The following is a 12,965-nucleotide window of genomic DNA, read 5'->3' as shown; positions in this document are numbered from 1 at the left end:
AGTTGGAAGCTGGATGCGGGAAGTTTATACACGTATTTCAAAAAACTTTCATCTTCCTACATCCCGCTTCCCTCTTTATTACACCATCATATCAGCACAATTGGAACTTGCGAATGCGTAAGGTTTTGCTTTAAATATATAACCCATTCCCAGAATATATCCCATTGCGTCTTTCAAAGCGACGTTGGATTTAAAATCCGGATCGGTGTTAATATCTGCGTGTACCTCCATTTCCACATCATATGTTTCCAGAATAGAGCAAATGGCATAGGCAATTTCTACGGATTTGTTGACTTCGTTCAACATTCGCTCTTTGATACTGATATTCTGTATTTCTCTTTCTTTTCTGATAAAGGTAAACGCTCCTTTTCCCTCACGAATAAAGACAACTGCAGTAGCATAATTAATGGCGTCACCATAAACGTGGGAGTCTGATCCCACACACACTTTCAGTCGGTATCCATTTGCCTGTTCGCGGATGATGGCTTCTTCTACCAACTGTGTGATAGAGTGTTGGAAAATTTTTCCGGTCATGTTTTGCCATGTTTGTTGTTGCGTTTCCATTTTTTCTACATGTTTTAAATTTGTTTTGTTTAAATATTAATTTGTTGATTCATCAGGACTCGAACCTGAACAACAAGAGTCAAAGTCTTGTGTGCTGACCAATTACACTATGAATCAGTTTTATGAGTAATGAATAATCGGTAATTAGTAATATTAAAATCGTACTTAATAATTTACATCTGTAATAATTACTTATTGCACATTTATTTATTACCCATATTCTTGTGGAACAGACAGGAATCGAACCTGTACCTTTAGTTTTTCAGACTAACGTGCAGACCTTCTACACCACTCTTCCAATTTTATAAGTAATGAATAATCGGTAATTAGTAATATTAAAATCATATTTCAATTAGTATTTGCAATAATTACTCATCGCTCATTACCCATTATTTATATTTTGTACCTCTCCCAGATTCGAACTGGGACTTTACGGAGTTTAAGACCCTTTTCTCTGCCAATTGGAATAGAGAGGCAATTTTGTGCGGAAAGAGGGAGTCGAACCCCCAAAACCTTGAGCCTAAATCAAGTGTGTCTACCATTTCCACCATTCCCGCAAGTTTTTATGAGTAATAAGTAATGTGTAATTAATAATATAAATTCATACTTAATAATTTATGCTGACAATAATTACTCATTGCACATTACTCATATTTTGTACTCTATAAGGGAATCGAACCCTTGTTTTCTGCTCGAAAGGCAGGCGTCCTGAACCGTTAGACGAATAGAGCGATTAAAAACAAACTGACTAGGAATCGAACCTAAACAACAAGAGTACATTTCCTGCATGCTGCCATTACATTATCAGCGGTTGTGGAAGTAGTAGGATTCGAACCTACTTAGCAATAAAGCAACAGATTTACAGTCTGCCCCGACTCTCCAACTTCGGCGTACTTCCCTTTTTTCATGGGTAATAAATAATTGGTAATGAGTAATTTTCCAACTAATTTTTAACCCAATTTCTTTTGTGAAGAAAAACAAAGCCTGTCATTATTTTTTTAGTTTGATATAAGAACTTCTGCGCTCGACAAACTTTTACTTTTTCTTCGGAACTAATCTCATTTTAGTTATTTGAGATGGTTATGGGAGTCAAACCCACTCAGTTTTCACAACGGTTTTGCAGACCGTCCCGACTCTTCCACTTCGGCGAACCATCAAGTTTTATGAATAATAAGTAATTGGTAATAAGCAATTTCCCAACTCCTAATTTTTTATATTTAATTTTCATTAAAAAAATAAAGCCTGTCTTAATTTTTTGTTTGATATAAGAACTTCTTCGCTTTGACAAACTTTATTTTCACCTAAAAAATTTATATTATGTTTAAAACTTCCTTCTTCCAACCTTCATCTATTAATTTTCATTTTTTGAGTTAAGAAAAAGCCTGTCTATATTGTGTTTTTGGCGTAAAGATCTTCTGCTCTCGACAAACTTTTTCTTTCTCTTTGAAACAATTAACATTTAGTTTTTTGCGATTCTGGAAAGGCTCGAACTTTCAACTTCCGGTTTAACAGACCGGCGCTCTACCATTGGGCTACAGAATCATTTTTTGTAATTTCGGAAGGACTCGAACCTTCAACCTTCGGCTTATGAAACCGATACTCTAACCCATTGAGCTACGAAATCTTTTATGTGAACTGCCAATTATCAATTCCCTTTGCTATCAATTTTCAAATTCACTTACGAAGTGAAATTCACTATTGACCATTCACATTATTGCACTCCATAAGAGAATCGAACTCTTATTTACTGCTCGAAAGGCAGCCGTCCTAAACCATTAGACGAATGGAGCAAATTGTCTGGAAAGCAAGATTCGAACTTGCGACCTCCCGCGTCCAAGGCGGGGAAACAACCACCGTTATCTTTCCAGTTTTGCAGATTCACTTCAAAATTCTTTTCCGAGAGACAGTCGGATCGGAAATTTTTCCGTGAATCGTTGCGGTCTATGCGAGAATCGAACTCGCGGTGTCCAAGAGACAGTCGGACAGGTTACCATTACCTCAATAGACCGTTTTTTTGCGGAGAGCAAAGGAATCGAACCTTCACTACTGTCGTAGAACTCATTAGCAGTAAGCCGCAACAAACCAATATTTGCCTACTCTCCTTTTGTGACCTCGACAGGGTTCGAACCCGTAACCCTCGGTTTAGAAAACCGATGCTCTATCCAATTGAGCTACGAGATCTTTGTAACCCCAGAAAGATTTGAACTTTCAACCCCCGGTTTAAAAGACCGGTGCTCTAACCATTTGAGCTATGAGATTTTCACTTTGGGTATCTCCGGGGATCGAACCCTGTTCTCCGGTTCCACAGACCGGCGCTTTACCAAATAAGCTAAAGAAACCATAAAAAAAAGCGCCTCTTTTCGGGAGGCGCTTTATATATTTTGACGTGTCGCTACATTAGCTGACCCCATTTATATAAGCACCTTTTATCCACAAATTCACTATCAAGAACACATGCAAGTCCCATCGGCTCTTGTCCGTGTCGTCTTGAATACTGATTAGATATGTTATGTAATTGTTTCATTATATTCTTGTTTAAAATTGTTTTTTTGAAAAGATTAAAAACGTGTTGCTTTTAATTTTCGGTTGCAAAGTAAGTATGAAATTTTTTAACTCACAAATTTATTTTTTAATTAACTATTTGAAAATAAATTAATTATGTTTAATTTTCAGCATAGAGAATTTCTGTCCGTAATATTTTACAGATATCTTAATTACCTAAATGACTGTCTCTCATCGGGTTACTTATCACGCTTTATTTTCTTATTAATTGTTCATTATTGATTAAATAATTTTCACTTTTATGGTTATTTTTTTTCATTCTAAATAATTTCTGCCCTAAAAACGCAAAAAACGCCCCGATCATCGAGGCGTTTCTGCAGTATTTTGATTAAATTTTTACGAGTTTACAGTAAATAATTTTCAAAGCAAGCACATTTCGCCTCATCCAATATCATCCATTCATATCCAAACGATCCCTTTATTGCAGGGCGATCGCATAGATTTAAACTGATATGTGCTCTTTGTATTGTCATAATTATATTGGTGCAAAGATAAATGTTTTTCTTAAATTTTAACATATTTTGTGAGTGATGAAGAAAAAATTGGTGACTTCGAGAACCTTAGTTATCAACATTTTCAAAGTTTTTTATTTCCGTTTTCTTCATTTATTGATTTATCTAATTCCTCAAGATCTAGAAGAAATCTGTTTAAATTTTTATTTTGAAAATTTGTCATTCCGTAGGAATCTAGGCAAAGTATTAAAAAATAAGAAGGAAAGATTCGAGTCTAGATTCCTACGGAATGACAAACTCTGTAAATATTTTTTAATGCTTAAATAGACGACAATAACGATAGCCCCGATTGAAACGACATCCTTTTTGGTTGCGGCGGAGCGAAGTGAAGCCGTAACCAAAAAGATACAGTGGAAAGCGGGAAATTGCTCCAAAAAAAGTTTAAATAAGTTTTATAATCAATTCCGAAACATCCTATTCCTCCCTGTTTTATACCGCGAAATATCTTTTAAAATCACCTCATCATCGGGATTAAAATATTTTAATTCATTGACAATTTCAGAACGGGTGGCTACTTTTTCGGCGATGATTTCGTAGGCGATATTTCTTGTTGTATTTTGAAGTTTCGGATCTTTTTTAAATTCATATTTTATGGCTTCAAGATAAGTGATCTTCTTATCCGAAGGTGTTTTCTCGTACAATTCCTGAATCTGCTGATCGAGTTTTTTAACATCAAAAATATTCGCAAAATAATTATTCAGACAATTGAATGAATCCCGATCTTCTTCCCAACCTTTCAACAAAATCTTCTGTGCTTCCTCCGGCATTTCCATTTTTTTACGATAAATCAATGAGCCTTTTACCATTTGATTATTGCTCACATAATCGTCTACAACCATTTGATAATAAGTGTTTGCGTTTTTTGCATCATTAATTTGTCTGTACAGATCTCCTACTTTTTCTTTTTGTTCGAGCTCTTTATACAAATCAATTGCTTTTCTGTATTGTTTTGCTTTTTCGTAACAGTTTGCTGCTTCAGATTTGTTTTTTAATTTTTTAAGATAAATCACAGCGGCTTCATTATAAAAACCTCCTTCTTCCAGAGTTTTTGCACCACGATAATTGTCCCGAAGAAGATTCATATATACTTTTGCTGCCTTTTTATAATCCTTTTCATCGAGATACTTTTGGGCGAGATCTTCATATTTATTTCTGATTCTGTCGAAAAGTGAGGTCTCAATATAAGAACTTCCTCCGCTGCCTTTTCTTCCAGATGAATTTCCTGTTTTTTCTTTGTCTTCCAAGCGAAGAAGCACCATAAAAATAATGAAAGCAACGATAGCAAAAATCGCCAACGTACCGAGAACACTCCAAAAACTCTGATGAAAAAGCTGCGCCAAAATCCCGATAACCTTTATGATCACCAGAATAAAAAATGCCGCCATAAATTTGTCTATAAACTTCTGCCTATTCATCTTTATCTGTTTTTAAAATGGTTTTATCTTCGCTAAAAAGACGGTAAAGAAGCAACACAACACCGATAATAAGAATCCATACAAACCAGTTGTAGCCGAACATTTCGATCAAAGGATAGAAAATATACGCCAACATGGCAACAAGTACAATGACAAGAAAAATTTTAATTCCACTCGGAACATTATTTCCTCCGATATTCAAAGATTTTCTTTTTATGATGAAATTATACAGTCCGACAACACCTGTCATGAAAATGATTAACCAAATAATTTCCGAAAAAGAAATGTTATGTTTTGAGTAAGGTTTTTCCTTTTCCAGTGTTTCCACTTTTTTTGCTTTATTCGGATCAATTGGCGGTTCGATATATTCTTTTGTTCCGTAAAGACGTCCCAATGAATCTTCAATCAACATCTGTTTCTTTTTCAAGATGGTTTTTACAATTCCCTGATCTGCAGGTTTTCCGGAACTTATTTCATTAAGAGAATCTGTAATTTTTTTCTTATATCTTTCTTCGTTTTGAGCTAAATATTTTACGATTTTTTTACTGTAAACTGTTTTTAAAGAATCTGTTGCAATATCTTTTTTATCATTAAATTTAAAAATATCTTCCTGAATTTTATTAATCGGTCTTCCGCCTTTCTTTATATATTCTTCATAGCTTTTCCCGTTATCTCGATCGCTAAGATATAATGATGCTTTCATGTGCTCGTCCGTCAGTTCACGCCTCTTTTTTCCATACATCGAATCAATCTTCATATCAATATCCGTAACGCCGGATTGATAAGCAACGATAGGTTTCATCATATTTTTATCCACATCCGAAACCTTTCCGGATGAAGCCATCGGAGCGTTTTGTACAGGTTCTTTTTTATTCAAAAACATGAATAATCTTACCAATCCGATAGCAATTAAAAACACCCAGAATATCCATCGGTATTTTTGAGAATACGTAGAATTTGTTCCATCTGAAGAGTTTCCACTGAAAAATTTTCCGAGCCAGGTATTTTCAAACTTAAATTTTGCAAAACCATCACCTCTTGAAGTTCCCATCACATCAAGCGGAACTCCAAGATCTACTGCTCTGTCAGGATATTTTTCGATATAATCTAGATATTTTTCGATCTCTTTTTTATTTCCCGCCATCACCTTTTTCATATCAAAAGGAAGATTTTTCATCCATTCTTCTTCGGTTTGTGGCTTTTGAAGTGATTCTAAAACTTTTTCATCATCCATTTCCACCGTATAGCTCTCAATTTTCTGAGGGATTTTCACTCCGTTTGATGGCTTTCGGATTTTATCTTCTGATTGTTTTGGATTTTGAATGATGGAGATCCAATCGATTTCTTCATTTAATTTTACCAATCCAAATTCAGGATGCATAATCAGAAATTCGGCCTCAACATTTTGCCAGTCTTCAGGATTGAGTTTTGGATAAAAAGTAGTGTTTTCAGGAATAAAAAATTTATTGTCAACACATTGAAAATAAGAATTTCTTCCTATTTCGTTGGGAGAATTATTTTGAAAAATTAAAAAGCATCCGTACAAAACATTCGGCTCGTTGGAAGGAATCGGAAAAGATTGAACCTGATCTAAATTTATCCCCAACATTTCCATCTCATGAAGCCACGTCGAAGGTGAAGAACCTTTTATTAAAAGTGCTTTTTTAGGAAAATTATTTTTCGGAAAAGGTTTTATTCTAAGCTCCATATTCCCAGATTTGATCAATAAATCTTTTTAAACATTCAGCATACATATCTTCCATTTTTTTCATTTTTAATAATGTGCTTTGCGGCAGATAATATTCTGAACCTCCAAATTCCGTATGTGTTGCCAACGCCAAAAACCCATATTCTGTTGATGGAATATAGAATTCCGGGATATTTTTGTTGCTGCTTTTGAAAGTTAACATTCCGCGAGAATCTGTGATAACCTCGCTTCCATCAGAAAAAGTAAACCTGTTTTTATTCTGATTCGCAAAAATCTTTATCTGATGCCTGTTTCTGTATAACGTTAATGAATCATCGTGTAGTTTATTCAATTCATTATTCGAAATCACGAGATTTTTTTCTGCATTGATTCCTATATTGCTGAAATTGTTTAGAATCTTGATTCCGCTGTTGGATAGTTTTTTAATTTCAGTCTCAACTTTTGAATCATTTTTTGCAATATCATGATCGTTTTTTGATTCTTCAACTGAAATATTTCCTTCTATATTAATTTCATGAATCCAAACAGAAGAAGCACTATATAAATAAAAACTTTTATTAAAATAAGTCAATTTAAAATCATTAGGAACTCTTTTCCCCGTCAAATTCAACTCAGAATATTCTTTTGTATTTAAATTTAATTTAGAAATCAACTTTTTATCCGGTTGATACTGACACAGAATAAATTCCTGCTGCTTATTTCTCGCCAATGCAAATTGTCCTTTCGGTTTCAAGGAAATATCTTCAATTAAAACCTCACAGCCATGATGAATTTTATAATAATCATAATAGCTTTTATTGTAATAATTATCAGACAGATATGTTCTCAATAATTGCTTTTTATTGCTTAAAATATAAAACTCTCCTTCATATAAAAATGTCGCCATTTTATTAACCGGGGTCGGAAATAGAATCGGATAATTAATAGGAACATCTGTCCTTTTCCAATTTTTTGATGAATTATTATCTCCTTTCTGTCGTCGTTGCGGCGGATTTGCCCACAATTCTTTTAACGGAAGAATAATTTTTTGAATATGTTTTCTTGTTCCCTTATGATGTTTGTAGAAATTTAGTTCGCCATCGGAAGAAGTTGTGACCAAAAATTTCAGTCGGTCTCTGTTTTCATGAATGACTTTCTGAAGATTTTGGTTGACTACATTTTCCTGATGCGTGATAAAGAAAACTTCCAGATCTTTTTCAGTATGTTCTTCATTAAAAAACTTTTCCAGTGCATGAGAAACTTCCAAAACCGGACTCACCTGATTCAGGTTTTCTATCACTTCATCTACTTTATCCAACGAAATCGGGATATTGGTTTGTCCCAACGCAAAAACCTTACATTCGGAATGCGCTTTCGGATGTTTAATTACCGCAATCGCCGATGCAAACGCCAAAACCTTCGGAGTTCCCCAGTTTTTCAGGGAAGTATCTATGAGAATAATTCTTTCAAAAATATTTTCTTCAGGCGGAATTTCACGTTGAATGTACAACGCTTCATTATTCGCAACACGGTTCATGAAAACCTCATCTTCATTGGCAAATTCGGACAAAAGCATTCTGTTGAAATCGCCTTTATTGGTCATATCAGAAATCCCTCCAATCGGCTGTTCGCCGGGAGAAAGATGACGCATCGGGATTTTCAGACCGCTCCAGATTCTTTTAATTAAACTTCCGATCTGGAAAGTTTTTGGTTCTTCAATTAATTCCTGAATAAAATCTTTGTCGGTTTCTACGGTCGTTTCTTCCTGTACAACTTCGTCTTCCAGTTCGGGAATATCAACGATTCCTTTCATTGCTTCGATGATGGATTCTGTTGTCGGGAATTTCTTACAAATTACTGCTAAAGTTTTAAAATCGTAATTAACTATGGATTGAGTCAACTGTTTTTTTTCAGCACATTCTGATAATTTCTGTGGATTTCTTTCATATTTTCTTAGAATATAATCTGATGTTTCCCATGAAAATCTATTGTGACAATTTTTAAAAATTGTTTGTAAAAGCAATATTTTATTTTGCTTTCTTTTAAAATAATTAGGTAAAGCATTGAGTGATTTTAAAAGTTTTAATGTCAACTCAATATCATCACTGATATTCCTTGCGAACATTCTATTTTTTTCTTTCTTTAAAGAAAAAATGGCATCTTCTATAATACAATGTCCATCCTGAAGAGCATATAAAACAAGAAGCATTGAACCAAAATGCGGAAAATCCTGACTAAATTCTTTTAAAACTTCTATTAAGTAAGACCTGTAAACAATCGGTCCTACATTCGGAATCGAAATAAGATTATTTTCATTATATCCGGAAACATCCGGAACATCTTCATCAGTTGTCCACTCCCAGAAATAATCTTCGTATGATTGGAAATAATCTTTTACATCCATTCTTGTGATTTTTCAGTCAGACGAAATGAACTTACAGACAATTTTCGGAAATCATCTTTATTAAGATGCAAAACACTTCCGTTTTCATTCCATAAAAGCCATTGATCCTGACTTGCATTATATTTTCTTTGCAATAAAGAACTCAAATTTTTAAACTCAAAATCAAAACCTGTCGGCAAAAGATGTCCGTCTTTCGTCCAATACGTTTTTCCCGGAAAGCCTAATAAAGGGTTTCCCAGAAATAATGCTTTATCATTAATGACAATCCAATCCAATTTTTCTATTTTGAATTTTGGTAAAGCAATAATCGTTTCCTTAATTTCAGTCATTGAAATTAATAAAGCAATTGCAGGTTGCTCTTCTTCGCTTGGTTTTAACTGAACTTCAATCTTTTCATCAATTCCGAAAAAATTTTGGTTTGATGGAGGAAAAGTTAATCGCAATGCTTTATCAATCGGCGTCCAAAGCAAAGCCGTTCTCACTTTTTTACTTGGAACCAACGCATCTTTTCGAAATAAAAGTCCTTCTCTTAATTCATACAATAAGAAATTCGGCAACTGCTGAATTTCCGACGAAACAGCCTGTTCATCAGTAAAATTTTTCAGCCAGATTATATCTTCTTCCAAAGTGATCTGAACATTTTTCCAGTCACGAATCGAACCTAAAAAATCTTCGTCAATTCGGGGAATTTCTGCCCAAAATTCTTTTATACCGTTTGAAGAATCTTTTGCCATAGACTTTCGATTTCTTGTTGAATGTACTGTTTTTGTTCAGGATTTCTGATCCAGTCGCAACGGGTTTGAAGGTATCTCAATTTATCTTTGATTACATTTTGCTCTTCAAAACTCAAAGTTTCGCTATTCCATTTTTCAACCAGAATTTTCACATCTTTCATCACTTCTTCCGGATTCGGAGTTTTGTTTTGTAAAGCTTGTGGATGCGACTTCGGGTTATCGTCTTTTTCAATCGTTCTGTTGATGATTCCTTCCAGAATTTCGATCTGCTCTTCCGTATCCCAAATATGTTTTAACACCCATAAATCCGAAAGAATGGCTTCGTTTCTGCCACAAATTAAAGCACTTGCAGCGATAAGATTCTGCAATTTCACAGCTCTACGGTCGGAAATCGCAATTCCTGTATTTCGAAGATTGATAATTGTATTTAAATATACTTCGTAAATCGGTTTTAAGTCGATCGTTTTACACAAATTTTGAAGCTCTCTGATTTCGTTTGAAAGGATTTCGGGAGTTTCTGTTTCGATATTATTTTCCAGTTTTCTTCCGGCTAAAAGTACCTGCTGAAGAAGATCGGGATGTACGTAATCTACATTAATTCTGATTAGAAAACGGTCGAACAGCGCATTCAAAGCTTCGTCTTCGGGAAGAACGTTACTCGCTCCCACAAACATCAACGCAGGAAGGTTTTTCGTTTCTTTTCCTCTTTTGAAAATCTTTTCATTCAAAGCCATCAAAAGGGAATTCAAAATCGCCGAATTTGCATTAAAAATCTCATCCAGAAAAACCATCGACGCTTCAGGCATCATACCTTCTGTGTTGGTCAACAATTCCCCTTCTTTTAATTTTCTGATGTCGAAAGGACCAAAAATCTCGTTCGGTTCTGTAAAACGTGTCAACAAATATTCGAAATTTTTGCCGTCTTTTAAAGTTTTTGCCAACGTTCTTACAATGGCAGATTTTGCTGTTCCGGGAGGTCCGTATAAAAAAGCATTTTCTCTTGCCAATAAACAGATTCCCAACAAATCGACTACATCATTTTTTCCGACAAATGTGTCTTTGACGTAGGTAAGAACTGTGTTTAATTTTTCTATATTTTGAGTCATTAATTTAGTTTTAAAATTTCCACCATTTTTTCTTTTCCGGCTTTTCTTCTTCATTGTTTCCAGCTTCTTCATCTCTTTTTTTAGAGAGAAAAATCAGCCTCTGGTAAGCATCAGTAATATCAAAATGCAATTCAGATCCGTCTTCCAGTGTTAAAACATCCAAATATTTATCTTCATGTTGAATTAATCTTTGTTGAATATATTTTTTTCTCAAATGAAGTTCCATAAGATCCTTTTCATCAGAAACTCTAATAACAATATATGGATTCTGTATTGTTCCATCTCCCGTTTTCTCCATACAACTCAGAATATTATGACAGATAAACATTACACTTTCTGCAGCTTTTGTATTTCCAATCTGCTTTAAAGAAAAATATTTTATAAAATGTGCTCTAGGACTTAACAGCACATTAATCGTAACATAATAATTCAGTTTATCATATTCTTTATCCTCAAACAATTTTTCCATGATGTCTAAATCATCAGAATAAGGATCATAATCAGGATTGGTTATAATTAGTTCTCTATGTTTCAGAAAATTTTCTTTTGTAGGGTCTGCCACAAAATCAAATACTGTCTTTTCTTTCATTTTCTTGCGTGTTATTAATTTTTAATTCTTTCCAAAAAACATCTTTATACATCCCAAATTCAGCGATCAATAGTTGATTGATATAAGGAATTTCAGCCAATTGATAGGCTTTCTTTTCTACAATTCTTTCGAGATATTGTTTTCTGTATGTTTTGTCTTTTAATTCTTCTTCCCAATTGATTTTTGCTAAATCCAGATCAAAGCCGATTCCCGAATAATGAAACTGTTGTAGAATATTTTCCAGCATTTTAATCAAAGGATCTTCCGGATCTGCGTTTTGTAAGGCATTCATAATTTCCGGCAAAAATCTTAATGATAAATCTGCCGACAATATGGAGGAAACATTTCTTTTCCCATTAAATTGTGGAATTAATTTCTCCAGATTCTTTGCGGTATCTTTTCGGATCAAATATAATTGAGCACTGTGATAGAAAACTTTTGCAGCCCAAACTGCCGTTTCACGATCACAGTTGATTTGATCGGACAGAAATTCTAATCTTTCTTTTTCAAATTCGGATTCAAAATAATCTGCCGCATCCTGTTCTTCCTTTTTGGAGATCTCATGAAGATCTGTGAAAATGGTAATGCATTCATCCTTCCGAAGTAAAAATAACGTGTCTAAGAATGGGGATTTGTTTTCCATCATCTAACAAAAATAAAAATATTATTTGTGAATTTTCAATTTTGTTTGCAAGTTAATAAGTCAATTAAATACAATTGATTAAGAAACTTATGAAAGGGATTAATTATTGGTAAAATTATGTTGATTTTAATCCTACTTCATCCAGTTTTAATTTAAGTCGGGACTTGTTCTTTTTTAAATAAAAAATCGGCTCAGATCTTCGATCTGAGCCGAGCCAAAGCAAACATAAGTTTCACTTTGAGAATTAAAATTATCTTATAATCTCGATAATATTGTTTTCCGGATCGAGAATTACGCTTTCATAATATCCGTCGCCGGAAGTTCTAGGTTTCTCCTGCTACTTTGTAGCCGTCATTTCTTAAAGTTTCGGTTAATTCATCTACTTTCTCTTTACTTCCCGCTGAAAATGCAAGGTGAATAATTCCGAATTTCTGAGCGTCAAAAGAATTATTCCCTTCCTTAATATCTGGTCTGGTCATGATTTCTAATCTGCTTCCATCTTCAAAACTCAAAAAATAAGATTCAAAATTCTTTACCGGATTATGGTATTTTTCGTTGGAAACTGCTCCGAAATATTTTTCGTAAAAAGCTCTCATTTTCTCCAAATCTTTTACCCAAAAGGCAATATGCTCTATCTTCATTTTTATTTAATTTTAAATAAAGGTAATCATGTCGGTTTTGCTTTGCAAATCCATTGTTGTTAATTATCCATAAAATTTTATACTCATAACAGATCGAATTTTCACTAT

General features: G+C 33.9%; 8 protein-coding genes, 14 tRNA genes and 1 pseudogene. All 23 read right to left on the bottom strand.

All coding sequences use genetic code 11. The annotated features are described in order from the left end of the window. Nucleotides 1-78: 78 nt before the first annotated feature. The 23 genes and pseudogenes from J3D55_RS06110 to J3D55_RS06000 all read right to left on the bottom strand — a co-directional run bounded on the left by J3D55_RS06110 (nt 79) and on the right by J3D55_RS06000 (nt 12,857). Nucleotides 79-564 (bottom strand): ribonuclease H-like YkuK family protein, encoded by a 486-nt coding sequence (locus tag J3D55_RS06110; RefSeq protein WP_204537090.1) that lies wholly within the window; start codon nt 562-564, stop codon nt 79-81. Nucleotides 565-608: 44 nt separating this feature from the next. Continuing rightward, a tRNA-Gln gene (locus tag J3D55_RS06105) sits at nt 609-681 on the bottom strand. 108 nt (nt 682-789) lie between these two features. Next, nucleotides 790-862 (bottom strand) — tRNA-Phe (locus J3D55_RS06100). A 185-nt stretch (nt 863-1,047) separates the two neighbouring features. Beyond that, nucleotides 1,048-1,121, bottom strand: a tRNA-Leu gene (locus J3D55_RS06095). 101 nt (nt 1,122-1,222) lie between these two features. After that, a tRNA-Glu gene (locus J3D55_RS06090) sits at nt 1,223-1,295 on the bottom strand. A gap of 83 nt (nt 1,296-1,378) precedes the next feature. After that, a tRNA-Tyr gene (locus J3D55_RS06085) sits at nt 1,379-1,462 on the bottom strand. 572 nt (nt 1,463-2,034) lie between these two features. Then, a tRNA-Asn gene (locus tag J3D55_RS06080) sits at nt 2,035-2,106 on the bottom strand. Nucleotides 2,107-2,114: 8 nt separating this feature from the next. Beyond that, a tRNA-Met gene (locus J3D55_RS06075) sits at nt 2,115-2,188 on the bottom strand. Nucleotides 2,189-2,281: 93 nt separating this feature from the next. Beyond that, nucleotides 2,282-2,354, bottom strand: a tRNA-Glu gene (locus J3D55_RS06070). 6 nt (nt 2,355-2,360) lie between these two features. Further along, nucleotides 2,361-2,432 (bottom strand) — tRNA-Pro (locus tag J3D55_RS06065). A gap of 69 nt (nt 2,433-2,501) precedes the next feature. Further along, nucleotides 2,502-2,572 (bottom strand) — tRNA-Asp (locus J3D55_RS06060). 9 nt (nt 2,573-2,581) lie between these two features. Beyond that, nucleotides 2,582-2,666: transfer RNA gene (locus tag J3D55_RS06055), tRNA-Ser, on the bottom strand. A gap of 5 nt (nt 2,667-2,671) precedes the next feature. Then, a tRNA-Arg gene (locus tag J3D55_RS06050) sits at nt 2,672-2,745 on the bottom strand. A 4-nt stretch (nt 2,746-2,749) separates the two neighbouring features. Further along, a tRNA-Lys gene (locus J3D55_RS06045) sits at nt 2,750-2,823 on the bottom strand. A 7-nt stretch (nt 2,824-2,830) separates the two neighbouring features. Next, nucleotides 2,831-2,898 (bottom strand) — tRNA-His (locus tag J3D55_RS06040). Nucleotides 2,899-4,036: 1,138 nt separating this feature from the next. Further along, nucleotides 4,037-5,053 carry a soluble NSF attachment family protein gene (locus J3D55_RS06035; protein ID WP_259129188.1) on the bottom strand — a complete coding sequence of 339 codons (1,017 nt, stop codon included), beginning with the start codon at nt 5,051-5,053 and terminating at the stop codon, nt 4,037-4,039. After that, entirely contained in the window at nt 5,046-6,761 is a 1,716-nt protein-coding gene (locus tag J3D55_RS06030) for a bpX3 domain-containing protein (protein ID WP_259129179.1), read from the bottom strand. The genes J3D55_RS06035 and J3D55_RS06030 overlap by 8 nt, the downstream gene beginning before the upstream one ends. Next, complete coding sequence (locus J3D55_RS06025; protein WP_259129177.1) at nt 6,751-9,144, bottom strand: hypothetical protein; 2,394 nt, start codon at nt 9,142-9,144, stop codon at nt 6,751-6,753. Before J3D55_RS06025 ends, J3D55_RS06030 begins: the two co-directional genes overlap by 11 nt. After that, a complete protein-coding gene (locus J3D55_RS06020; RefSeq protein ID WP_259129175.1) occupies nt 9,135-9,878 on the bottom strand; it encodes a hypothetical protein in 744 nt (247 codons plus the stop codon). Before J3D55_RS06020 ends, J3D55_RS06025 begins: the two co-directional genes overlap by 10 nt. Next, complete coding sequence (locus J3D55_RS06015; protein WP_259129173.1) at nt 9,851-11,056, bottom strand: AAA family ATPase; 1,206 nt, start codon at nt 11,054-11,056, stop codon at nt 9,851-9,853. Before J3D55_RS06015 ends, J3D55_RS06020 begins: the two co-directional genes overlap by 28 nt. Beyond that, the gene (locus tag J3D55_RS06010; protein ID WP_259129171.1) at nt 10,995-11,573 is read right to left on the bottom strand and encodes a DUF4919 domain-containing protein; all 579 of its coding nucleotides are present in this window, start codon (nt 11,571-11,573) and stop codon (nt 10,995-10,997) included. Before J3D55_RS06010 ends, J3D55_RS06015 begins: the two co-directional genes overlap by 62 nt. Then, nucleotides 11,551-12,219: a conflict system bpX4 domain-containing protein gene (locus tag J3D55_RS06005; RefSeq protein WP_510185680.1), complete on the bottom strand. Its 669-nt coding sequence runs from the start codon at nt 12,217-12,219 to the stop codon at nt 11,551-11,553. Before J3D55_RS06005 ends, J3D55_RS06010 begins: the two co-directional genes overlap by 23 nt. A 247-nt stretch (nt 12,220-12,466) precedes the next feature. Then, nucleotides 12,467-12,857 (bottom strand): annotated as a pseudogene (locus J3D55_RS06000) (VOC family protein). Nucleotides 12,858-12,965: the final 108 nt, after the last annotated feature.

This window comes from Chryseobacterium ginsenosidimutans, assembly GCF_024807225.1.
In the GTDB taxonomy this organism is placed as follows: Bacteria; Bacteroidota; Bacteroidia; order Flavobacteriales; family Weeksellaceae; genus Chryseobacterium; species Chryseobacterium ginsenosidimutans.
Note: the sequence above shows the minus strand (reverse complement) of the source record. Positions and strands in the feature narration are given on the sequence as shown.